This is a genomic window from Streptomyces sp. NRRL F-4489 (assembly GCF_001509485.1).
Classification (GTDB): Bacteria; Actinomycetota; Actinomycetes; order Streptomycetales; family Streptomycetaceae; genus Streptomyces.
This window is the reverse complement of the sequence record NZ_LLZI01000246.1, coordinates 1-22,776: the sequence shown is the minus strand read 5'-3', so window position 1 is coordinate 22,776 and position 22,776 is coordinate 1. Positions and strand designations below refer to the sequence as shown.

General features: G+C 71.7%; 19 protein-coding genes and 1 pseudogene. 11 read left to right on the top strand and 9 right to left on the bottom strand.

Going from position 1 to position 22,776, the window contains the following annotated elements:
- Window position 1: 1 nt before the first annotated feature.
- The 3 genes from ADL22_RS24385 to ychF form a co-directional block, all read right to left on the bottom strand.
- Complete coding sequence (locus tag ADL22_RS24385) at window positions 2-3,073, bottom strand: SNF2-related protein (protein ID WP_079064394.1); 3,072 nt, start codon at window positions 3,071-3,073, stop codon at window positions 2-4.
- Between the two features lie 102 nt (window positions 3,074-3,175).
- Complete coding sequence (locus ADL22_RS24380; RefSeq protein WP_066983734.1) at window positions 3,176-4,378, bottom strand: serine/threonine-protein kinase; 1,203 nt, start codon at window positions 4,376-4,378, stop codon at window positions 3,176-3,178.
- Between the two features lie 614 nt (window positions 4,379-4,992).
- A complete protein-coding gene (ychF, locus tag ADL22_RS24375; RefSeq protein WP_066983770.1) occupies window positions 4,993-6,081 on the bottom strand; it encodes a redox-regulated ATPase YchF in 1,089 nt (362 codons plus the stop codon).
- A 472-nt stretch (window positions 6,082-6,553) separates the two neighbouring features.
- On the opposite strand from ychF, the pseudogene ADL22_RS36870 reads away from it, so the two are divergent.
- Window positions 6,554-7,138, top strand: a pseudogene (locus ADL22_RS36870) (DUF6542 domain-containing protein); the annotation flags it as partial.
- Between the two features lie 58 nt (window positions 7,139-7,196).
- On the opposite strand, the gene ppgK reads toward ADL22_RS36870, so the two are convergent.
- The gene (gene ppgK, locus ADL22_RS24365) at window positions 7,197-8,105 is read right to left on the bottom strand and encodes a polyphosphate--glucose phosphotransferase (protein ID WP_066983728.1); all 909 of its coding nucleotides are present in this window, start codon (window positions 8,103-8,105) and stop codon (window positions 7,197-7,199) included.
- 116 nt (window positions 8,106-8,221) lie between these two features.
- The gene (locus ADL22_RS24360) at window positions 8,222-9,226 is read right to left on the bottom strand and encodes a 4-hydroxy-3-methylbut-2-enyl diphosphate reductase (protein ID WP_066983725.1); all 1,005 of its coding nucleotides are present in this window, start codon (window positions 9,224-9,226) and stop codon (window positions 8,222-8,224) included.
- Between the two features lie 76 nt (window positions 9,227-9,302).
- Here ADL22_RS24360 and ADL22_RS24355 point away from each other — a divergent pair, with 76 nt between their 5' ends.
- From ADL22_RS24355 to ADL22_RS24340, 4 genes are all read left to right on the top strand, one after another.
- A complete protein-coding gene (locus ADL22_RS24355; RefSeq protein WP_066983723.1) occupies window positions 9,303-10,772 on the top strand; it encodes an APC family permease in 1,470 nt (489 codons plus the stop codon).
- Window positions 10,773-10,881: 109 nt separating this feature from the next.
- Window positions 10,882-12,141, top strand: a complete 1,260-nt coding sequence (gene xseA, locus ADL22_RS24350; protein WP_066983720.1) for an exodeoxyribonuclease VII large subunit — start codon at window positions 10,882-10,884, stop codon at window positions 12,139-12,141.
- A 64-nt stretch (window positions 12,142-12,205) separates the two neighbouring features.
- Window positions 12,206-12,475, top strand: coding sequence for an exodeoxyribonuclease VII small subunit (locus tag ADL22_RS24345; protein WP_066983767.1), 270 nt, complete (start codon window positions 12,206-12,208; stop codon window positions 12,473-12,475).
- A gap of 296 nt (window positions 12,476-12,771) precedes the next feature.
- Window positions 12,772-13,365, top strand: coding sequence for a malonic semialdehyde reductase (locus ADL22_RS24340; RefSeq protein WP_066983717.1), 594 nt, complete (start codon window positions 12,772-12,774; stop codon window positions 13,363-13,365).
- Between the two features lie 78 nt (window positions 13,366-13,443).
- Here the strand turns inward: ADL22_RS24340 and ADL22_RS24335 are convergent, their stop codons facing one another.
- Window positions 13,444-13,980, bottom strand: coding sequence for a DUF4245 domain-containing protein (locus ADL22_RS24335; RefSeq protein ID WP_079064393.1), 537 nt, complete (start codon window positions 13,978-13,980; stop codon window positions 13,444-13,446).
- A gap of 229 nt (window positions 13,981-14,209) precedes the next feature.
- Between ADL22_RS24335 and glpX the strand changes: the two genes are divergently transcribed.
- Window positions 14,210-15,241, top strand: coding sequence for a class II fructose-bisphosphatase (gene glpX, locus ADL22_RS24330; RefSeq protein ID WP_066983712.1), 1,032 nt, complete (start codon window positions 14,210-14,212; stop codon window positions 15,239-15,241).
- Between the two features lie 117 nt (window positions 15,242-15,358).
- Here glpX and ADL22_RS24325 read toward each other — a convergent pair whose 3' ends face one another.
- Both ADL22_RS24325 and ADL22_RS36865 read right to left on the bottom strand, forming a co-directional pair.
- Window positions 15,359-15,706 carry a WhiB family transcriptional regulator gene (locus tag ADL22_RS24325; RefSeq protein ID WP_066983710.1) on the bottom strand — a complete coding sequence of 116 codons (348 nt, stop codon included), beginning with the start codon at window positions 15,704-15,706 and terminating at the stop codon, window positions 15,359-15,361.
- 191 nt (window positions 15,707-15,897) lie between these two features.
- Window positions 15,898-16,854: a DUF1707 SHOCT-like domain-containing protein gene (locus ADL22_RS36865; protein ID WP_324615604.1), complete on the bottom strand. Its 957-nt coding sequence runs from the start codon at window positions 16,852-16,854 to the stop codon at window positions 15,898-15,900.
- 188 nt (window positions 16,855-17,042) lie between these two features.
- Here ADL22_RS36865 and ADL22_RS24315 point away from each other — a divergent pair, with 188 nt between their 5' ends.
- From ADL22_RS24315 to ADL22_RS24295, 5 genes are all read left to right on the top strand, one after another.
- Window positions 17,043-18,719 (top strand): fumarate hydratase, encoded by a 1,677-nt coding sequence (locus ADL22_RS24315; protein WP_066983707.1) that lies wholly within the window; start codon window positions 17,043-17,045, stop codon window positions 18,717-18,719.
- 233 nt (window positions 18,720-18,952) lie between these two features.
- Entirely contained in the window at window positions 18,953-19,303 is a 351-nt protein-coding gene (locus tag ADL22_RS24310; RefSeq protein WP_066983704.1) for a WXG100 family type VII secretion target, read from the top strand.
- 93 nt (window positions 19,304-19,396) lie between these two features.
- Window positions 19,397-20,632, top strand: a complete 1,236-nt coding sequence (locus ADL22_RS24305) for a putative T7SS-secreted protein (protein ID WP_066983701.1) — start codon at window positions 19,397-19,399, stop codon at window positions 20,630-20,632.
- Window positions 20,633-20,641: 9 nt separating this feature from the next.
- The gene (locus ADL22_RS24300; protein ID WP_159048716.1) at window positions 20,642-21,259 is read left to right on the top strand and encodes a hypothetical protein; all 618 of its coding nucleotides are present in this window, start codon (window positions 20,642-20,644) and stop codon (window positions 21,257-21,259) included.
- Between the two features lie 25 nt (window positions 21,260-21,284).
- Entirely contained in the window at window positions 21,285-21,941 is a 657-nt protein-coding gene (locus tag ADL22_RS24295; protein WP_066983696.1) for a hypothetical protein, read from the top strand.
- A 410-nt stretch (window positions 21,942-22,351) separates the two neighbouring features.
- Here ADL22_RS24295 and ADL22_RS24285 read toward each other — a convergent pair whose 3' ends face one another.
- The gene (locus ADL22_RS24285; RefSeq protein ID WP_066983692.1) at window positions 22,352-22,555 is read right to left on the bottom strand and encodes a hypothetical protein; all 204 of its coding nucleotides are present in this window, start codon (window positions 22,553-22,555) and stop codon (window positions 22,352-22,354) included.
- Window positions 22,556-22,776: the final 221 nt, after the last annotated feature.

Below are 22,776 nucleotides of genomic sequence, written 5' to 3'. Positions count from 1 at the left end.
GTCAGTTCTCCGCCTGGGCGTCGGACGGGTGGGCGGCGTCGGATGCGGGGGGCGCGACCGGGGAGGTGTCCTCGGGGGGCGCGACCGGGGAGGTGTCCTCGGGGGCCGCCGTGCCCGCGCCGGGGGCGTCCGGTGCGCCGGGTCGGTCGAGGACGGCGAGGACCCTCAGCAGGGGACGGCCTGTGGTGTGCAACTGGTCGAGGAGCCGGGCCAGTTCGTCGGCGGTCTCCTCGACAGCGCGCTCGCGGCGGCCGGTGACGCCGGGCAGCAGCGAGTCGGCGCGCCAGCGTGCGACGTGCTCGCGGTACGCGGCGAGCGGTCCGCTGATCTGCTCCTCCCACGCGGCCCTGCCCGCGTCCAGGTGGTCCCGGGCGGCGGCGACGGCGGCCGGGACGAGATCCTGGAGCCGGTCCAGGTCGCGCGGGTCGCCGGTGCGGGCGAGCCGCGGGCCGACCTTCGCGTCGCGCAGCGCGTCGGCCATGGAACGCACCTCGGGCGTGCCGGTGCCGTCGGGCCGGATGCCGGTCACGGCCATCCAGCGGACCACGGTCGGGCGGCCGAGGGCGTTGGAGTGGATGCCCTGCACGAGGAATACCGGGCCGTCGACGTGGGGCGTGGTGATGACCGGGGCTTCTTGCCGCCCGAACTCGACGAGGACCTTGTCCGTCAGCCACTCCACCACCGGGTGGATGTCGGTGAGGAAGGAGACGTCCGGCCACATCGTGGTGCTGCTGTCCCGGGCCTCGGTGAGTTTGCGCTGCGCGAGGGCGCGGTCGAAGGTGACCAGCATCCGCTCGGCGACCCGCTGCTCCCTGAGGTAGGAGGGCGGCAGGGCCTTGAGGCGGTGGAGCAGGTCGGGGGCCAGGGCCGGCGAGAGGGAGAAGTAGGTGCCGCCCTGGCTGTCGGTGCCCGCCGCCAGTCCGATCAGGTCCTCGGCGCGCTCCTCGTACACCTCGTCGAGGGCGGTGGCGACGAAGTCGGCCGTGTCGCCGTCGAAGAGCGAGATCAGCTCGGCGCGGGCGGGCAGTTCCTGCTGGGTGATCGTGTCCACCTGGCCGAACAGGTCGGCGAGAGCCGTGTCCTCGGCGGGGGCGGACTCCAGGAACTCCTCGACCGTGCCGCCCCGCACCAGTTCCTTGATGAGCCGGCGTTCTTCCTCCTCGGCCCGGTAGAGACCGGAGACGGCCTCGGCCGTGCCGTCCAGCTTGTGCGCCTCCTCCTCGCGCAGCAGCAGCTTCTCGGCCACCGTGCGGTCGTCCTTCGCACCGGGGACGGCCGAGGTGAGGATCAGCGCGTGGAACCGGGGCTCGTGCTTCTGGCCGTAGCGGTCGATACGGCCGTTGCGCTGCTCGATGCGGATCAGCGACCAGGGGATGTCGTAGTGGACGAGGTGGTGGCACTGCCGGTGCAGGTTGACGCCCTCGGAGGCCACGTCGCCGGTGAACAGCAGCCGGACCGGGGTGTCGGCGAGGCCGAACACCTCAAGGACCGTGCCCTGCTCGTCGTCGCTGAGGCCGCCGTGCATTACGGCCACGGCCTTCGACGTGCCGTCGGCCCCGACCGGGAAGCCCAGGCGGGCGGGCACGACCTCGGCGAGCCAGGTCAATGTGCGGACACGTTCGGAGAAGACCACGGCCCGCGTGGTCGACCCGGGGCCGACGCCGATCTCCCTGAGCTGGGCGACGAGGGCGTCCAGCTTGGCGGAGTCGCCGGGCGCGGTGCCGTCGCCCATGCCGGAGACGATCTCCCTGAGCCGGGCCAGGGCGGCCTGCTCGGTGGCGATGGCCGGATCAGGCCGCAGCCCCTTCTCCTCGGCCTTGCGGACCCGGTCGGTGAGGGAGGCGATGCGGTTGTCGACCGTCTCCCCCAGGGCGACGTGCGAGGACAGGAACGTCTTGAGTAGGTTGTAGGCGAAGACCGGTTCGACGGCGACCGACACCGGCTCCTCGTCGGCCGTGCCGAACTCCGTGCTCGTGGGCGGGGCGGGGATCCAGTGCTCGGCCAGTTCGGCGAAGACCCGTTCCTCCGCCTCGGTGGCCGCACAGTGCAGGGAGACGGTCGGGCCCCGGTCCGGCCATTCGGTGCCCATCTCGTCCCGGACCTCGGGGCTGATCTTGGTGCGCCGGATGTAGAGGTGACCGAGGTCCTCCGCCGGGTCGTAGTGGTCGCGGTCGGCGATGGCGGCCGGGTCGAGGAGGGAGATCAGGTCGGCGAAGGACCGCTTGTCGCCGTTGTGCGGGGTGGCGCTGGCGAGCAGCAGGGCGTCCGTGCGCGGGGCGAGGATCTCGGCGAGGGCGCGGCGCTGGCTGCCCGGGTTGATCAGATTGTGGGACTCATCGATGACGACGGCGTCCCAGCGGATCCGCTCCAGGTGGTGCCGGTACTGCCCGATGTTCTTGAGGGTGTCCACGGAGATGATCACTCGCTTGTAGTGCGTGAACGGGTTCCGCCCTGCGGGAAGCTCACGCTGGACGCGCTGGATGCCGAGCGAGTCGAGCCGTACGAGCGGGATGGAGAAACGGGTCCACAGCTCGTGCTGGAATTGCTCAAGGATGCTCTGCGGGGTCACGACCAGGATGCGCTCGCCGCGGCCGCGGCGGATGAGCTCGGCGAGAGTCAGGCCGATCTCCAGGGTCTTGCCGAGGCCGACGACATCGGCGATCAGGACCCGCGGGCGGAGGTTGCGCATGGACAGGGCGAGCTCGGCGGGACGCTGCTGGTAGACGAGCGGGTCCAGCAGGAAGCGGTCGGCGAGCGCCAGGCCGCGCTCGGACTGGGGCAGCGGCGTCTTACGCAGGACGGCTTCGAGGAACAGGCGGCTGCGCCGGAAGTACGAGGAGGTGTCGGGCACGAGGCGGGTCTTCTCCGGGTCGAGGAGTTCCACCGTGTCGATCCCGCTGAAGAAGACGGCCTCCTCGTCCCGGACGAACTCCGAGACGCCCACCGCCTCGATCCGTTCCCCGTCGTGGTCGGTCGTGGTGGTGTTGCGGACCAGCCACTCCTCGTCCCGTACGAGGATCTGCGCCCCCGGCGGGAACCGGGTCCCCTCCTGCGTCGCCCCCTGGTCGGTCACGCGCGGTCCCTTCGTCTTCCCGTGTGTCGTCGCTGTCGCCCCCGCAAGTCTGTCACGGGGAGAAAGGGGGACGTACGGGATCGGGCACGATGACGCGCCTGCTCAGAAGCGGGCCTCGCGGGCGTACCCGGCACGGATCCGCTCGGCGATCCTCAGGGGCGCGGAGAGGCGGACGGCGGTCACCCCGCCGCGCGAGCGCGGAGGGGTGACCGCCCGCGCGGGCGAGGAGTGCTGGGAGCCGGAGGCGCCGTCGTCCGGATCGTCGGCGTCGGGGTCCTTCTCCGCGGGGCGCTGCCCGGTCCCCGCGAACCCGGCCAGGTCCGTGTGCTCGTCGTCCTCGGCCGCCGCCACGTCGATGACGACGGGCGTGTAGACGGGTGTGCCGGCTCCCGCCCGGGGCTCGGGAACCGGTGCGGGCACCTGGGGCACGCTGATCTCGGGCGCCAGGCCGGTGAGGCGACGCTTGGCCTGGAGGGCGGTCAGGCCCTGGTCACGGATGACGCGCACCAGTCGGTCAGTGACCTCGGGCAGGGTCGGCCGGGCGTCCGGGTCCGGTGCCAGCATGTCCGTGATCAGCGGCACGAGCTCCGGTGGGACGTCCGTCAGATCGGGAGGGGTCGCAGGATCGTCGATCTTCAGGGCGACGGCCTGCCACGTCGGCCCCTCGTACGGGTAGTGCCCGGTCGCGGCGAAGAGCAGCACCGCTCCCAGCGCGTACACGTCGGCGGGCCGGTCCAGCCGGTGCTCGCCCCGGGCCTGCTCCGGAGGCATGCACAGAACGCTCCCGACGACGAAGCCGGTGGCCGTCAGGGTGGTACGGCGTTCCGCGAGCACGGCGAGACCGAAGTCGATCAACTTGGGGCCGTAGGGGGAGAGCAGGATGTTCTGCGGCTTCAGGTCGCGGTGGAGCAGTCCCGCGTCGTGGACCGTGCCCAGTCCCTCCGCCAGCAGCGCGCCGAGACTGGCGGTCTCGACCAGCGGCAGCGGCCCCTGCCCAGCGACCAGGGTGCGCAGATCGGGGCCGGGGACGTACTCGACCGCGAGCCACGGCTGGTCGGCGTCCGCGTCGGCGCCGACGAAGGCCGCGACGAAGGGGCCGTAGACCGTGCGCAGGCTCTCCACCTCGGACAGGAAGCGCGCCCGGGTGTCCTCGTCGAGCACGGAGGGCTTGATGACCTTGACGGCGGCCTGGTGACCGGCGGCGGACTCACCGAGGAACACCTCGCCCATGCCGCCGGAACCGATCCGGCAGACGAGGGTGAAGCCCCCGATCTCCTTCGGGTCGTCGTCCCTCAGTGGTTCCACTCCGCCACGCCTTCCCCCTTGTAGACGCCCTACAGCCCCCGAACAGGAACACAACTCCGCCCGGCGACAGAAGTGTAGGCAAGTTCAACACCCCAGTGCGCCGCTCCAAGGGACCATCATTCGCCCCGCCGGGTGGGCGCGGAGCAAAAGTCAGTCTCAGCAAGGTCCATGGATCCGCAGAGAATCTCCGTGTATTGCAGGACCTCGCGCCCCAGCGCATGCGCTGGGGCGCCTTGATTTCGTTCCGGGTGAGACGACCACTGACAACGGGCCTTCCAAGACGTGTGCGACCTCGTCCGGACGCCTCGCACCACCACAGCGTGAACAGGTTGACCACCGGTCTGTGATCCTCCCCCAAGCCGAAGCCCCGCCGACACGACGAAGCACTTCTCGGCGCAGGCCAGGCTCTCGTCAGTACACGCCCCAGCACGGGCGCACTCATCCCATCCAGCACGAATCCAGCACGGTAGCGGTGAGCAGGGGTGATGACAGGTGACGACAGGAAATCCAGCACCTATCCAGCACGGTAAAAATCAAGGGGCCTGACCCCGAAGAGCCAGACCCCATTTGACCTGTATGTTTGCCAGATCAGTGAAGTGGTGGTATGTCACCCGCTACACATTGAACCGGAACTCCACCACGTCCCCGTCCTGCATGACGTAGTCCTTGCCTTCCATGCGGGCCTTGCCGGCGGCGCGGGCTTCGGTTACGGAGCCGGTTTCGACGAGGTCGGTGAAGGAGATGACCTCGGCCTTGATGAAGCCCTTCTGGAAGTCGGTGTGGATGACGCCGGCGGCCTCGGGGGCGGTGGCGCCCTGCTTGATGGTCCAGGCGCGGGTTTCCTTGGGGCCGGCGGTCAGGTAGGTCTGCAGGCCGAGGGTGCGGAAGCCGACGTGGGCGAGGGTGGCCAGGCCCGGCTCCTCCTGGCCGACGGACTGGAGGAGTTCCAGGGCCTCCTCGTCGTCCAGTTCGGCGAGGTCGGCCTCCAGCTTGGCGTTGAGGAAGATCGCCTCGGCGGGTGCGACCAGGGCGCGCTGCTCGTTCTTGAAGTCCTCGTCGGTCAGCTCCTCCTCGTCCACGTTGAAGACGTAGAGGAACGGCTTGGTGGTGAGGAGGTGCAGGTCGTGCAGGAGCGCGGTCTTCTCGGTGCCCTGGGCGTAGCCCGCGGCGAAGAGGGTGCGGCCCTCCTCCAGGATGGCCTGGGCCTCCTCGACGGCCTTGACCTTGGGGGCGATGTCCTTCTTGATGCGCGATTCCTTCTGGAGGCGCGGGAGGACCTTCTCGATGGTCTGGAGGTCGGCAAGGATCAGCTCGGTGTTGATGGTCTCGATGTCGTCCTTGGGCGAGACCTTGCCGTCGACGTGGACGACGTTCTCGTCCTTGAACGCGCGGATGACCTGGCAGATGGCGTCCGACTCGCGGATGTTGGCGAGGAACTTGTTGCCCAGGCCCTCGCCCTCGGAGGCGCCCCGGACGATGCCCGCGATGTCCACGAAGTCGACGGTGGCCGGGAGCACCCGCGCGGAGCCGAAGATCTCGGCGAGCTTGGCGAGGCGGGGGTCGGGGACGCCCACCACGCCGACGTTCGGCTCGATGGTGGCGAACGGGTAGTTGGCCGCCAGCACGTCGTTCTTGGTCAGGGCGTTGAACAGGGTCGACTTGCCGACGTTGGGCAGACCGACGATTCCGATCGTGAGCGACACGGTGGCGACTTCCCGGAGCTGGAGGTGGTGGGCGGTGGGGGCGGCCGGCCCCGGGAGCGGTCCGGGCGGGCCGGGCCTGGCCTGGGACGGCCGATCCACCAGTCTACGGGGTGAGAGGGCCCGCCCTCGGGGGCGGCGGGTGCCTGCCCTCGGGTCCGGCAGCCGCCGGACGGGGCGCGCGCCCCCGGAGACCGGCGCGCGGCCTCCCCGGTGCCCCTCGCCGTGCCCCCGGCCGCCGAACGGCGGCCCCAAGGTAGGTCAAAGTGCGTGTCCTGTGACCTATTTATCCCACTTAGCGGCCTACCGTGGCCGGGTGGAGCACGACGTGGAACAAGACGTGGAGCAACGCGAGGCGCGCGGGTCCCGGTACGGGCGGGCGCGCGGCGGCGGCGCGGAGGCGGGGTGGGACGCCCGGCTGCCGCGCCCCGCGGAGGCCGTGGCCCCCGACCCCGACGACGCCTTCCTGTCCGCGATGCGGGCCTCCGGTTACGCCTCCGTACCGGCCGGTACGGAGGTCACCGCGCGCGGTTACGCCCCGGACACCGGACCGACCCCGGCCGAATTCCGGGCCCCGGCCCGCCACACGGCGGGCGTCCCGGCGGGCGCGGGCCTCCCGGCGGGCGCGGACGGCCGGATGCCGCGGCCGGGCCCCGGCCCCCTGGGCGGCGGCCCCCCGGCCCCCGGCGACGAGGTCGCGGCCGTCTACCGGGCCGGCCCCCGCCGCCCCCCGGCGCCCGCCCCCGTGGCCGGCCTCCTCCGCCGGCTGCCGGCCGCCAAGCTGACCGGCCTGGGCTGCGGGCTGCTGGCCACCCTCGCGCTGCTCGTACTCGGCTTCCTGGACCGCTGGCTGCTGGACGGCGCGCAGACCGCGTACGGGGTCGGCTTCCTGCTGGTCAGCGTCGCGGCCGGGGTGTGGGTGCGGCCGTACGACCTGATCGCCGCGCCGGTCGCGCTGCCGATCGCGTTCGCCGTGGGCGCGCTCCCGGTGCAGCACGGTCCGGCGGGCTTCACCGGGCTGCTGATCGGTGTGTTCACCGTCCTGGCGCTGAACGCCGGCTGGCTCTACGGCGGCACGCTGGTCTGCGCGCTGCTCGTCCTCGTCCGCAAGGCGCTGCTCATCGCCCGGCGTCGGGCCAGCCGACCGCTGAGTCGGCAGCGGAGCGCGGGGCCCGGTCCGCGGGCGGCGGCCCCACGGGCGGACGGGCAGCCGGCGGCCCCGGCTCCGGACCGGTCGCGGCCGGGGAACCGTCCCCGGCAGGTGGCGCGCCAGCCCGAGCGGCATGCGCGGCCATCGCGGCACCCACAATCCCCGCGCCGTTCTGAAGCCGCGCCGGTACGATCTCGGCCCTGATGCCCTCGATCAGCGGCAGGAACTTCTCCGCCTTGCGGCTCACCCCGCCGCCGATCACGAACAGCGAGGGCGAGAAGAGCATCTCGACGTGGGCGAGGTACTTCTGGACCCGGCGCGCCCAGCGCTGCCAGCTCAGCTCCTCGTCCTCCTTGACCTTGCTGGACGCGCGCTTCTCGGCCTCGTGGCCGTTCAGCTCCAGGTGGCCCAGCTCGGTGTTGGGCAGCAGCCGGCCGTCGGTGAAGACGGCGCTGCCGATGCCGGTGCCGAAGGTGAGCAGGATGACCGTGCCGGTGCGGCCGGCGCCGGCGCCGTAGCGCATCTCGGCCAGGCCGGCCGCGTCCGCGTCGTTGAGCAGCGCGACCGGGTGGCCGGCGGCGGCTTCGCCGAGCCGGTCGGCGAGCAGCGCGGCGATGTCCAGGCCGATCCAGTCCTTGTCGACATTGGCGGCGGTGCGGGCGGTGCCGGCCGTGACCACACCGGGGAACGTCACGCCGATCGGGCCCCGCCAGCCGAAGTGGTCGACGACCGCCCGGACGCCGTCGGCGACCGCCGCGGGGGTGGCCGGGTGCGGGGTGAGCACCTTGTGGCGCTCCTCGGCCAGTACGCCGTGCTCCAGATCCACCGGTGCGCCCTTGATGCCGGAACCGCCGATGTCCACGCCGAAGACCCTCATGGGAAAAGGCTAGGACCCCGGTCCGCCCGCCGCCCCCGGTATGGCGGAGACAGGCGGGCGGATTCCGGCGGTTGCGGGGAGACGGCTACTTCGGAGAGGGCGGCGGCGCGGCCGGGTCAGCTCTCGCCGACCGCCCGGGCCGCCTCGGCGCGCAGGTCCCGGCGCAGCTCCTTGGGCAGCGAGAAGGCGATGGACTCCTCGGCGGCGGTGACCGTCTCGACGTCCTCGTAGCCGCGGGCGGCGAGCCATTCCAGGACGCCGTCGACCAGGATCTCGGGGACCGAGGCGCCGGAGGTGACGCCGACCGTGGCCACGCCGTCCAGCCACGCCTCCTCGATCTCGTCGGCGTAGTCGACCAGGTAGGACGCCTTCGCGCCGGCGCCGAGGGCGACCTCGACCAGCCGCTTGGAGTTCGAGGAGTTGCGGGAGCCGACGACGATGACGAGGTCGGCCTGGGCGCCCATCTGCTTGACGGCCTGCTGGCGGTTCTGGGTGGCGTAGCAGATGTCGTCGCTGGGCGGGGAGAGGAGGTTGGGGAAGCGGCCCTTGAGGGCGTCGACGGTCTCCATGGTCTCGTCCACGGAGAGCGTGGTCTGGGAGAGCCAGACGACCTTGTCCGGGTCGCGGACCTCGACGTTGGCGACGTCCTTGGGGCCGTCGACGAGCTGGATGTGCTCGGGGGCCTCGCCGCTGGTGCCGATGACCTCCTCGTGGCCCTCGTGGCCGATCAGGAGGATGTCGTAGTCCTCCTTGGCGAACCGGACGGCCTCCTTGTGGACCTTGGTGACCAGCGGGCAGGTCGCGTCGATGGTGGCGAGCTTGCCGCGCTCGGCCTCCTCGTGGACGACGGGGGCGACGCCGTGCGCGGAGAAGATGACGATGTTGCCCTCGGGCACCTCCTCCGTCTCCTCGACGAAGATCGCGCCCTTCTTCTCCAGGGTCTTCACCACGTACTTGTTGTGGACGATCTCGTGGCGTACGTAGACGGGGGCGCCGTACTGCTCGAGGGCCTTCTCGACGGCGATCACGGCGCGGTCCACGCCCGCGCAGTAGCCGCGGGGGGCGGCGAGGAGGACCTTGCGGCTGGGCTGCGCAGCGGGGGAAGCAGACATGCGTCCCATCGTAAGGCCGTGGCCGTGCCGGGGTTGATCGCGGCGGTGGCCCAGACTGGTGGGGAGCACGGGCGAAGGAGGCGGGATGCCGGGCACGGTCGGCACGGCCCTCGGTGACCAGGCGCGCGGCGGCACCGGGGCGCTGCGGCGGACGCTGTCGTTCCGGGACCTGGTCGTCTACGGGCTGCTGTTCATCGCCCCGATGGCGCCGGTGGGGATCTTCGGGACCCTCCAGGCCGCCTCGCACGGCGCGGTGGCGCTGGTCTACGTGGTGGCGACGCTGGCGATGGCCTTCACCGCGTACTCGTACGCGCAGATGGTGCGGGTGGCCCCGGAGGCGGGGTCGGTCTATACGTACGCGCGGGCCGGGCTGGGGCGGGGCGCGGGGTTCGTCGCCGGGTGGATGGCGATGCTGGACTACCTCCTGATCCCGGCGGTGGCGTACCTCTTCTCCGGGATCGCGCTGCACGCGCTGGTGCCGCAGGTGCCGCAGTGGGTGTGGACGGCGGCCGCGGTGGTGGTCACCACGCTGCTGAATCTCTGGGGCGTGCGGACGGCGGCAATGGCCGGGTTCGCGGTGCTGGCGCTGGAGATCGCGGTGCTGGCGGTCTTCGTGGTGGCGGCGGTGTGGGCGCTGGCGGCGCACGGGGCGCAGCGGGGGTGGGCGGTGCCGCTGACCGGGGAGGGCGGCTTCTCGGTGGCGGCGGTGCTGGGCGCGGTGTCGGTGGCGGTGCTGTCGTATCTCGGCTTCGACGCGATCGCGTCGTTCGCGGAGGAGGCGTCCGGGGGGTCGCGGCTGGTGGGCCGGGCGGTGGTGGTGTGCCTGGTGGTGGCCGGGGTGCTGTTCGCCGCGCAGACGTATCTGGCGGCGCTGCTGGCCCCGATGAGCGCCGCCGAACTGGCCGCGAAGCCGGGTGAGCAGGGCGCGGCCTTCTATACGACGGTGGACGCGGCGGTGGGCGGCTGGCTGCACGATCTGGTGGCGGTGAGCAAGGCGGTGGGGGCGGCGTTCGCGGCGCTGGCCGGGCAGGCGGCGGCCGGGCGGCTGCTGTTCGCGATGGCCCGGGACCGGCGGCTGCCGGGGGCGATCGCGAAGGTGGACGCGGGCAGCGGGGTGCCGCGCCGGGCGCTGCTGGGGGCGGCGGCGGTGACGCTGGTGGCGGCGGTCTGGGCGGCCACCCGGGACGACGGTCTGGACCAGCTGTCGTCGATCGTGAACGTCGGCGCGCTGACCGCGTTCGCGCTGCTGCACGCCTCGGTGATCGGCTGGTTCCGCTTCCGGGGGCGGGGTGCGGGGGCGGGGCTTCCGGGTGCTACGGGTGCGACGCGTCCTACGGGTGCGACGGATCCGACGGGTCCTACGGGTACGACGGGACTGGTGCGGCATGTGGTGGTGCCGCTGGTGGGGCTGGCGGTGGTGCTCGCGGTGGTCGCCGAGGCGTCGCCGGTGGCGCAGGCGGTGGGCGGTGGGTGGTTGCTGGTGGGGTTGGTGGTGCTGGCGGTGCAGTACGGGCGGGGGCGCGGGGGTGGGGCGGGGCCGGGCGTGCGCGGCTGAGGGATCCCGGGCGCGAGCGGGCCGCCCCCGCCGGCAGCGACCGGCACCATCGGCGCCCGGCACCGTCAGCGGGCCGCCACTGTCAGTGGTCGCCGTTAGTCTCGCTCGTATGGCTGTCTCTACGTCTCCGGAAGCGCCGATCCCGGTCGGCGAGGTGTCCCGGCTCATCGGCGGGTGGATCGACCGGCTCGGCGCGGTGTGGGTCGAGGGGCAGATCACCCAGCTCTCCCGGCGGCCGGGCGCGGGCGTGGTGTTCCTGACGCTGCGCGACCCCTCGTACGACATCTCGGTGAGCGTGACGTGCTACCGCCAGGTCTTCGACAAGGTCGCCGAGGTGGTGACCGAGGGCGCCCGGGTCGTGGTGCACGCCAAGCCGGAGTGGTACGCCCCGCGCGGCCAGCTCTCGCTGCGGGCCGCCGAGATCCGCCCGGTGGGCGTCGGGGAGCTGCTGGCCAGGCTGGAGCAGCTGAAGCGGTCGCTGACCGCCGAGGGGCTGTTCGCGGCCGAGCGCAAGCGGCCGCTGCCGTTCCTGCCGCAGCTGATCGGCCTGGTCTGCGGCCGGGCCAGCGCCGCCGAGCGCGATGTGCTGGAGAACGCCCGGCACCGCTGGCCCGCCGTCCGCTTCGAGGTGCGCAACGTCCCGGTCCAGGGCGTGCACGCGGTCCCCCAGGTGATCGCGGCGGTCCAGGAGCTGGACGCGCTGCCCGAGGTGGACGTGATCATCGTGGCACGCGGCGGCGGCAGCGTGGAGGATCTGCTGCCGTTCTCCGACGAGCAGCTGGTCCGGGCGGTGGCGGAGGTCCGCACCCCGGTGGTCTCGGCGATCGGGCACGAACCGGACAGCCCGCTGCTGGATCTCGTCGCCGATCTGCGGGCCTCGACGCCCACCGACGCGGCGAAGAAGGTGGTGCCCGACGTGGGCGAGGAGCTGGCCCGGGTGCACCAGCTGCGGGAGCGGGCCCGGCGCGCGCTCGGCGGTTTCCTGGACCGCGAGGAGCGGGGCCTGACGGCCGCGCTGCACCGCCCGTCGATGCAGTATCCGCAGCGGATGGTGGAGGAGCGCGAGGAGCAGGTCACCGCCCTGCTGGAGCGCGGCCGGCGGACGCTGGGCCATCTGCTGGACCGCGCCGACTCCGAGCTGGTGCACACCCTCGCGCGGGTGGTGGCGCTCTCCCCCAAGGCCACGCTCCAGCGCGGTTACGCGGTCCTCCAGAAGCCGGACGGCACGGCCGTACGGGACCCGTCCGAGGTGGCGGTGGACGAGGAGCTGCGGGCCAGGGTGGCCGAGGGCGGTTTCCGGGTGCGGGTGGCCGCGGTCCCGGGCGCCGGCCGGTCCGGGGCGGACGGGCCGGATCGGGCGGACTCCTAGGGTGGGAGGCAGAGCGAAGGTGGAAGACGTGGCGAACGTGGCGACGACCGGTGACGAGGGAGACATGGCGAAGACGGCGGACGCGGTGGACGGAGCGGCGGACGGGGCTCCGGCGGAGTCCGCCCTCGGCTACGAGCAGGCGCGGGACGAGCTGATCGACGTCGTCCGCCGCCTGGAGGCGGGCGGGACGACGCTGGAGGAGTCGCTGGCCCTCTGGGAGCGCGGCGAGGAGCTGGCGAAGGTGTGCCGCCGCTGGCTGGACGGCGCCCGGGCGCGGCTGGACGCGGCGCTGGCCGAGGTCTCGGTGGAGGGCGCGGAGGCGGAGCGGGCCTGAGCGGCGGGCGGGGCCGGGGCCGGGCGGGCCGGGTCCGGCTGACTGCCGGACGGGCCCGACCCTGCGGCCAAGGGCAGGGGCCTCAACTCCCCACCCGGAAACGCCTTTTCGCATACCGAAAAGCCGCTACCATTCTGTGAACCCCCTCACAGTTTCCACCCGTTAGTTGAAACTTAATCTATCCGGGTTAGAGTGGTTCGCGTAGACAGCGCACTCTTCGGAAGTACCCACGAAGTACCGGACGAAGAACCGCGCCCATAACCGCACGAACCCACCCGAGCCCCGAGGTGCCCCTGATGTCTCTCGCCCTTGACGCCGCCGCCCAGGACCTCCTGTTCCGCGAGGCCCAGACCGCCAACACCTTCACGGACGAGCCGGTGACGGACGAGCAGGTCCAGGCCATCTACGACCTGGTGAAGTACGCCCCGACCGCGTTCAACCAGTCGCCGCTGCGGATCACCCTGGTCCGTTCCGAGGACGCCCGCAAGCGCCTGGTCGCGCACGCCATGGGCGCCAACGGCCCGAAGACCCTGGCCGCGCCGCTGACCGTGATCCTCTCGGTGGACCTGGACTTCCACGAGAAGCTGCCGCAGCTCTTCCCGCACGCCCCGGGCATCAAGGACGCCTACTTCTCCGAGGCCGCGGTCCGCGAGGTCGCCGGCACCCAGAACGCCACCCTCCAGGCCGGCTACTTCATCCTCGGCATCCGCGCGGCCGGCCTGGCCGCCGGCCCGATGACCGGCTTCGACTTCGGCGCCGTCGACAAGGAGTTCTTCGGCGACGGCAAGCAGAAGTCGTTCCTGGTGATCAACCTCGGCAAGCCGGGCCCGGACGCCTTCTTCCCGCGCGCCCCGCGCCTCTCCTTCGACGAGGCCGCGACCACCGTCTGAGCCGGCACGGCACGCACAGCACGAGGCCGCCGCACCCACCCGGGTGCGGCGGCCTCCGCCGTGCGTGGAGGGACGGGCTCAGCCCTTCTTCGCCACCAGCGCCCCCGCCAGCTCCGCCAGCCGCCCGTACGGCGCGGTGCCGGTGACGACCGTGGTCACCCCGGGCTCCTGGAGGACCAGCGCGCGGTAGGTGTCGCCCTTGTAGCGGTCCCACTTCTTGCCGCCGATGGCCTGCTGGCCGTCAACCTTCTGCGCGCCCAGCGTGACGTCCTGGACGAACTGCTTCGCGGGCGCGTCGCTCTGCTCCACGGCCGCGTACTCCTGCTCCGGGTCGAGCATGCCCAGGTGCCAGGCGCCGCCCTTGCCGTCGCTGGTCGCCTTGTACGACACCGAGGTCGGCCGCCAGCCCTTGGGCAGCCCCTCGGGCGCGGCGACCGGGTACGGGGCGGCGCGCCGGGCGGTGATGATCGCGACCCGGGTGTCCGCGGTCTTGACCGCGCTCTTCTCCGCGCTCGCACTGTCGTCGTGCGGGATGAAGAAGTAGATCGCCCCGACCAGGACCCCGATCACCGCCAGTGACAGAACCATGTCCGTCACTCTTTGCCTGCCTCGCATACCAGCCACGTCCCTATCGTCCCCCATGCCCGTTCCGGTCCCGCGACGCCCCCCTGGGGACGGCACCCACCTGGGCAAACGCGCCGCCGCCCGGCACCACCCGGCCGCGCGCACCACCCGTTCGGCGGCTTGCTCATGCGAAGGCCCCTCTGCTCATTTTCGCGACGTACCGATAAAGTCATCAGCACCCTCATCAATCCGGCCGTCGCCGTACAGAAAGGTGCGCTCGATGACCGAGCATCATCTGCCGTCCCAACTAGAGGTCAGCCCGGAGGCCCCGGACCGCAACCTCGCCCTGGAGCTCGTCCGGGTGACCGAGGCCGGTGCCATGGCGTCGGGCCGCTGGGTCGGCCGCGGTGACAAGAACGGCGCGGACGGCGCGGCGGTGAAGGCCATGCGCGCGCTGATCCACACCGTCTCGATGAACGGCGTCGTGGTCATCGGGGAGGGCGAGAAGGACAACGCCCCGATGCTCTACAACGGCGAACGGGTCGGCGACGGCACCGGCCCGGAGTGCGATGTGGCCGTGGACCCGGTGGACGGCACCACGCTGACCGCCAAGGGCATGGCCAACGCCGTCTCCGTGATGGCGGTCGCCGAGCGCGGCTCCATGTTCGACCCCTCGGCGGTCTTCTACATGGACAAGCTCGCCACCGGCCCGGAGGCCGCGGACTTCGTCGACATCACCGCCCCGGTCGCGGTGAACATCAAGCGGATCGCCAAGGCGAAGAAGTCCGCGGTCGAGGACGTCACCGTCGTCATCCTGGACCGGCCGCGCCACGAGGGCCTGGTCAAGGAGGTCCGGGAGGCCGGCGCGCGGATCAAGTTCATCTCGGACGGCGACGTGGCCGGCGCGATCATGGCGGCCCGCGAGGGCACCGGCGTGGACCTGCTGCTGGGCATCGGCGGGACGCCGGAGGGCATCATCGCGGCCTGTGCGCTGAAGTGCCTGGGCGGCACCTTCCAGGGCAAGCTGTGGCCCAAGGACGACGAGGAGCGGCAGCGCGCCCTGGACGCCGGCCACGACCTGGACCAGGTGCTCCAGATCGAGGACCTCGTCCGCGGCGACAACGTCTTCTTCGTCGCCACCGGCATCACCGACGGCGAGCTGCTGCGCGGTGTCCGCTACCGCGCGGAGACCGCCTACACCCAGTCGCTGGTGATGCGGTCCAAGTCCGGCACGATCCGCCAGATCGAGTCCCAGCACCGGCTGTCGAAGCTGCGCGCCTACAGCTCGATCGACTTCGAGCGCCCCAGCTGACGCGCGGCCTGTGCGCCGCCTTCGTACGCACCCCGCCCCCGCCGGAAGTGGTCTCCGGCGGGGGCGGGGTGCGTGACGGGCTCGGGCGCGGCGGTGCCGGACCGGCCCGGGGCCGGGTCAGCCGGCCGCGGGCACCGGGGCGGCGGCGCGCAGCTCGCTCTCCCGGCGCCGGCGGCGGGTGAGCACGACCCGGCGCTCGGCGGCGGTCAGCCCGCCCCAGACGCCGTACGGCTCGGGCTGGAGCAGGGCGTGCTCCCGGCACTCGACCATTACGGGACAGCGGGCGCAGACCCGCTTCGCGGCCTCCTCACGGGCCAGGCGGGCGGCGGTGGGCTCCTTGGACGGGGCGAAGAACAGCCCCGCCTCGTCCCGGCGGCACACCGCCTCCGCATGCCAGGGACCGGCCTCCTCGCGAGCCTGCCCTCGCTGGGACGGAACGACAGGGGGCTGATGCGGTAGCAGCACGGTCTACTCCTGACGACGGCTTCGGCGCGAGAAATCACCCTTGCCCGTCTCGCTGCGCACGGCCTTTTCGCACCCCGCAGCCGTACGAGAGACGATGCACCAGCCCTACCCGCTGTACGCGGGCTTATGCACACCGTGGCGATCGAGGACGCGGGGACGGCCGCCCCGGCGCCGTCCGCGCGGCGACGTCGCTAGCCCAGCCGGCGGCGGTCCCGGCGCCGCTCACGCCGCTCCTCGCGTTCGGCCCTCAACTGCTCGCGCAGTTCGCGGTGTTCGGCCCACACCGCGTCCCGGCGGGCGCGGCCCTCGCGCCGGAGCGCGTCGATCCGCTCGCGCCGCTCGTGCCGCGGCTCCTCGGACCACTCGCGCCGGTCGCCGCGCATCCGGTCGCGCAGATCGCGGATCCAGGCGCCCCGCTTGGGCTTGGCCTCCACATTGCCCAGCAGCGCGAAGCCGTTGACCTCGACCTCCGGGGCGTCGGGGTCGGTGGCGTCATGCGTCTCCACCTCGAAGTTGCCGAGGATGCCGGAACCGCTGCTGCGCAGTGTGACGTTCTCCGGCACCCGGACCTCGACGCTGCCGAAGACCGAGGTGACATTGATCCGCACGCGCTGCTGCGGGAAGACCGCCTCGGTGAGGTCGATCTCCACACTGCCGAAGATCGCCACCGCGTTGATCCGGGCGGGGACCCGCCAGCGGCCCTTGCGGGTGGCGGCGCTGAAGATCGCGATGAGGTTCTGGTCGGCGGCGGGGGCGGCCGCGGCGTACGCGTGCTCCGTGTCCGCGGGCCGGGGCCGGCCGCCCGCCGCGGGGAGGTCCCGTACGACGGGCTCCAGCTCGCCCATGGTCTTGGCGCGGTAGACCGTATCGATCCGCTCGGCGTGCTCCTCGGCGTCCAGCCGGCCCTCGGCCAGCGCCTCGCGCAGGATCTCGGCGATGCGGTCGCGGTCCGCGTCCGAGGCCCGCATCTCGGCTTCGGCCACCGGCCTGGTCGGCGGCGTCGTCTGCGCCGTCACCTGGGGCCTCGCCTCCCCCTTGGTCAGATCCACCGCGTGCCGGTGCCGCTGGTGCTGCGCGTCCAGCGGCTCCGCGAGCGGCCCGGGCGGGGTCTCGGGGCCCGGTCGTCCCCCGTTTCCTGAAGCGTCCACGGCCCCAGCGTACCGAAACGCGATAGATCGCGACTAGAGAACGGGCGGCGCGCCGCGCGGGGACCGGCCGCCCGGAGGCCCGGGACTGAGCCTTACCTCACAGCAACGCCCCCCGGCCGGGGTTCTACGCTGGTCGGGCGCTGCCGTTGAAGCCAGCCACCACCCCTCCGAGTAAGGACATATCCCCCATGCCGGAATTCGCCTATACCGACCTGCTCCCCACCGGCGAGGACAACACCCCGTACCGCCTGGTGACTTCGGAGGGCGTCAGCACCTTCGAAGCCGACGGCCGGACGTTCCTCAAGGTCGAGCCGGAGGCGCTGCGCAAGCTCGCCGCCGAGGCGATGCACGACATTGCGCACTATCTCCGCCCGGCCCACCTCGCCCAGCTCCGCAAGATCCTGGACGACCCCGAGGCCAGCGCCAACGACCGCTTCGTCGCCCTGGACCTGCTCAAGAACGCCAACATCGCCGCCGCCGGCGTGCTGCCGATGTGCCAGGACACCGGCACCGCGATCGTGATGGGCAAGCGCGGCCAGAACGTCCTCACCGAGGGCCGCGACGAGGAAGCGCTCTCCCGCGGCATCTACGACGCGTACACCCAGCTCAACCTGCGCTACTCGCAGATGGCGCCGCTGACCATGTGGGAGGAGAAGAACACCGGCTCCAACCTCCCGGCCCAGATCGAGCTGTACGCCACCGACGGCGGCGCGTACAAGTTCCTCTTCATGGCCAAGGGCGGCGGCTCGGCGAACAAGTCGTTCCTCTTCCAGGAGACCAAGGCCGTCCTCAACGAGGCGTCCATGATGAAGTTCCTGGAGCAGAAGATCCGTTCGCTCGGTACGGCCGCCTGCCCGCCGTACCACCTCGCCATCGTCGTCGGCGGCACCTCGGCCGAGTACGCCCTGAAGACCGCCAAGTACGCCTCCGCGCACTACCTGGACGAGCTGCCCACCTCCGGCTCCCCCACGGGCCACGGCTTCCGCGACACCGAGCTGGAGCAGAAGGTCTTCGAGCTGACGCAGAAGATCGGCATCGGCGCGCAGTTCGGCGGCAAGTACTTCTGCCACGACGTGCGCGTCGTCCGGCTGCCGCGGCACGGCGCGTCCTGCCCGGTGGCCATCGCGGTCTCCTGCTCCGCCGACCGCCAGGCCGTCGCCAAGATCACCGCCGAGGGCGTCTTCCTGGAGCAGCTGGAGACCGACCCGGCCCGCTTCCTCCCGGACACCACCGACGAGGAGCTGACCAAGGGCGCCGGCCCCGACCTCGACGCGGTCAAGATCGACCTCAACCAGCCCATGGCCGACATCCTCGCCGAGCTGACCAAGCACCCGGTCAAGACCCGCCTCTCGCTCACCGGCACCCTGGTCGTGGCCCGCGACATCGCGCACGCCAAGATCAAGGAGCGGCTGGACGCGGGCGAGGAGATGCCGCAGTACCTCAAGGACCACCCGGTCTACTACGCCGGCCCGGCCAAGACTCCCGAGGGCTACGCCTCCGGCTCGTTCGGCCCCACCACCGCGGGCCGGATGGACGCCTACGTCGAGCAGTTCCAGGCCGCCGGCGGCTCCAAGATCATGCTCGCCAAGGGCAACCGCTCCCAGCAGGTCACCGACGCCTGCGCCGCGCACGGCGGCTTCTACCTCGGCTCCATCGGCGGCCCGGCCGCCCGCCTGGCCCAGGACTGCATCAAGAAGGTCGAGGTCCTCGAATACGAGGAACTGGGCATGGAAGCCGTCTGGAAGATCGAGGTCGAGGACTTCCCCGCCTTCATCGTCGTCGACGACAAGGGCAACGACTTCTTCCAGGACCCGTCCCCCACCACCCCGACCTTCACCAGCATTCCGGTGCGGCAGGGGTCGTAACGTCCCGGAAAGCGCCATGCACGGCCGCCACCCGCAGCACGCGGGGGGCGGCCGTTTCCATTCCGTCAATTACTGCGCCTCCGCAGAGAATACCCGTCGACTTCCAGCCATTCCGGCCCACGGATCAAGACAGTCGCACGGGTGGGAGCGGCACCGCATCAGGGGTAATCACACGGGTGTTATCCTCGCTCACCGCGCCACCCGGGTGATGCCGCAATGGGGAGGGATGGGCAATGGGCGGTTCGGAGCAATTCACCGTTGACGTCGAGGAGCTGGGCTCACTGGCGACGCGTCTGCGGCGCTGCACGGAATCGATGGAATACGCCGGTGGCGATCTGCGGAGCGCGACCGTGGGAGACCTGGGCCACAGCCGGATCGATGAGGCCGGTGCGGAGTTCAAGAGCTCCTGGGAATACGGGATCCGGCAGATCCGCGATCTGACCGACGCCATCAAACAGGGCCTGGAGGCCACCGCACGGGCCTACAACGAGACGGACGGCGCCGTCCGGCAGGCGTTCGCCAAGGGCATCCGCGGCAGCGACGGTGGAAACGGCACCACCGCGGCCACCAGCCCCTTCGGCTGACCGGCGGGACGGCATTCCGCGTGGTAATTCCCGGCCGACGCCACCATTCGGCCACCATCACCATTCGACCGACGCGATCGGGGGGAACTACGAGTGTCGCTCAGCGAGCAATTATGGGGATACGGAGGCGGCGACCCGTACGAGGACAACGGTAGCTTTCCCGGTCTGCGGTTCAATCCGGCGCCGGGTGTCCCGCAGGCGGTCGGCGATCTCGTCGAGATTCTCAATCGCGCCCGCAAGAACATCAAAAGCGCGGCGGACACCCTCGCGCACCTCGACAACGGCGTCTGGACCGGTGCCGCCGCGGACGCGTTCCGCGCCAGGACCGAGGCGCTGCCCGGACTGCTCGACACCGCCGGAAGAAGCTTCGAGCTGGCCCACGGAGTCCTGCAGAAGTGGCAGACCCAGCTGACCACCATGCAAGCGAAGGCGCAGTCGTACGAAACCGAAGCCGAGGCCGCCCGGAAACGCGCTGAGCGGGCCGAGAAGAACGAGGATCTGCAGATCTTCCGGGACGGCGGCATCGGCATGACGGATGCCGAGCTCGAAGTCGCCAATGCGCGCTATACCGCGGCCCTCAACGAACTCACGGCCTCGCGCGAGGAACTGGCGGGCATCATCGCCTTCGCCCAGAGCATCCGCAGCCAGCACGAGGAACTGGCCGGAGTCACCGCCACCGTACTGAAGGCCGCCGGGGACGAAGCCCCGCAGGAACCGGGCTTCTTCGACAACCTGAAAAACGGCCTCGACGAACTGGTCAAGGCCCACGAAGCGCTCTTCCACACGGTCACCCAATGGGCCAAGGACCACGCCAACGCAATTGCCGCCCTCGGCGATGTGATGGCCACGCTCAGCACCGTCAGCGGCGTCATCGGGACGTTCTTCCCGCCCATGGAGGTGGCCTCCGCGGTCATCGGCGGGGGCGCTCTGCTGCTGCACGGCACCGCGCATCAACTCGGCGGGGACGGTGTGGTGAGCGGCAGAACGCTGACCGAGGACGTCCTGGGGGTCGCCTCCTTCGGCCTGGGCCGGGCGGCGAAAGCCGTGACCGCGCTGGGCGAAGCCGTCACCACCGGAAAGGTCATCGGCGCGACGGGCGATTTCGCCGGCAAGGGCTCAGTGATCATGACGGTGGAAGACTGGCTGAAGGACCAAACGCCACTGGGCTACTTCCTTCCGGACAACAAAGAGGAAGCGGCCGGTCTGGGGCTGGCGATCACCGCCGGCGGGCCGATCGGGGGCATGGTGCATTTGGGTATGGCCTTCAAACACGCCTGGGACAAGGGCAGCGAGAAAGACGCGGCTGCGGCGCACCGGGAACACGGCTGAGGCGGCCCGATGGGAAATATCGTTTTCGTTCTCCTCATGGTCCTCGCCCTGGGCACCCTCATCGGAGTGCCCTTTCTGGTGCACTCCGACTACGTCGGCACGGCGCATCAGCGCAGGCGCCGTTACGAGGAGATGATCCGCTCGTTCGACGGGCGGCCCGAGGTCACCGTCCGGGTGCACGGGACCGGCATGACGGCGGAGCAGACCGTGCTGCTGGCCCGCCGTTATGGCTATGTCCCGTGGGAGTGGGAAAGCAGTCGCACCAATCCCCGGGAGCTCCGGATGCGGCGCTGTGACGTGCCGCATCCCCCACCGTACGGCCCCGCCCCTGCCTCACCGGTCGCACCGGAGGACATGTCGGCCATCAGCGCCGAGCTGTCCCGGCTGCCCGATCCCAACCGGACCAGGAGAGCCAGCGGTGTCCTCCTGGCCATCGGTATCGGCGTCGGTATCGCCGCCTGCCGTGATGTCCCGTCCGGCAGCGCCTCCGTGCCGGAAGCCGTCGTGGCGACCCTCCTGCTGGCCGGCGCCGGCGCGGTCGCGTGGCGCGGCCGGCGGGCGGCCGGGCGGCGGGCCGGAAGCGATCGTCCGGCACCGGGCGACCGGCGCCCTCCGCACTTCCCCTGACGACCCCAGCGAACACGGTGATGCCATGACCGCGGTACAGATCGCCTTCGAGATTTCCTCGGCCTTCCGGGAGACCACGCCCGGACTGGACCTCGAACGGGCCCGGGCGGAGGTCGCCGCCCGCGCGCAGGCCCAGGGCGTGAACCCCACGGGCGCCCAGCTCGACGCCGTCGCGGTGGAGTACCAGAAGCTTTCACAGCTGCTCGCCGAGGCCGGCATCCGTTACTCCGGCACCTGTTTCGGACAGTTCGAGGACGACGGCGATCTGTCCTTGGGCAATGTCACCATCGGTCTTCAACCGCTCGATTACCAGGACCCCGACCTCGCGGTCGCCGGCATCACCAGGATCCTCGCCGCCGAGCACGGCCAGACCGCCGAGGTCAGCACCCTCGATCTGCCGTGCGGCCAAGCGGCGCTGGTCCTCCGCCAGTCACCCGAGCTGCGGCTCCCCGCGGAATTCACGGCGGCGGGCCAGGACATACCGATCGAGGTCGCGCAGCTCCAGGCGTTCATTCCCGTCCCACAGAGCGCCGTGCCGGGAGCCCAGACGCTGGTCACCGTGACGTTCAGTACGCCCAGCACGGACCACTGGGCGGATTACTGCGCGATGGTGGTCCCGTTCCTCCGGAGTCTGCGCTTCGCACCGGAGGGCGCGCCGCTTCCGCAGGCCGCGTTCGGATGAGGAGCTCGCATGCCGGCACCCGATGACGCGGTGGCAGCGATAGCGGCCCGTTTCGACGGGCAGCCGGCCGTGGAATTCGTGCTCGGTGGCCGGCAGCGCGCCCGGGCGGCCCGGGCGGCGCGGACCGTCAAGGCGTGTGAGGCGGCGTCGCCGGGCATGGCGGCAGGGGCCTTCGCGTTCGTCGCCCTGGCGTGCTTTGCACCGGCGGTGGGTGCACGGACGGCGGCCGGAGCAGTGTTCCCGTGTGTCGTCGGGGTCCTGCTGCTGGTGGTGGCCGCTCTCACTCCCCGTTGTACGCGGCGGGTTCATGAACGGGATCTGCGGTTGCTGGAGGACTTCCGGCGGCAGCAGGCGGCACGGTTCCCGGTGCCTCCGCCGGGGCCGGCCCCGTCGCTCCGGAAGGACACCCCCTAGCAACTCCGGTGCCGTGGGCAGGCGCACGGGGGCCAGGGCTGGGTGAGGCCGTAGGGGTCGAAGCGGTCGCCGGCGACGACGTGGATCGGGGCGCGTTCCTGGGTGATGACGCCGTCGCGGGTCGTGGTGTAGACGCGCAGCGTCATCAGCGACTGGCGGGACCGCGGACCCGACGGGGTGGGGCCGGCGCTCGTGGCCATGGGGGCGCTCCTGTTCAGAGGGGGGTCTGGTGGTTGTCCTGTTAGTGGGGAGGGTGACGGGCCGAGTTCCTCGTGGGATCGCATGGACTTGCGGCGGATCGCTACGTTCCGTGTTCCCCTGGTCACGGTGCGGCGTAACCTCGGAGGGGAGTGAGAAATGGGTGGGGTGAGGAAAGGGGTGGGGGTCGTTCCGGCGCTGCGGGGAGGGAGTGAAGTGGGGC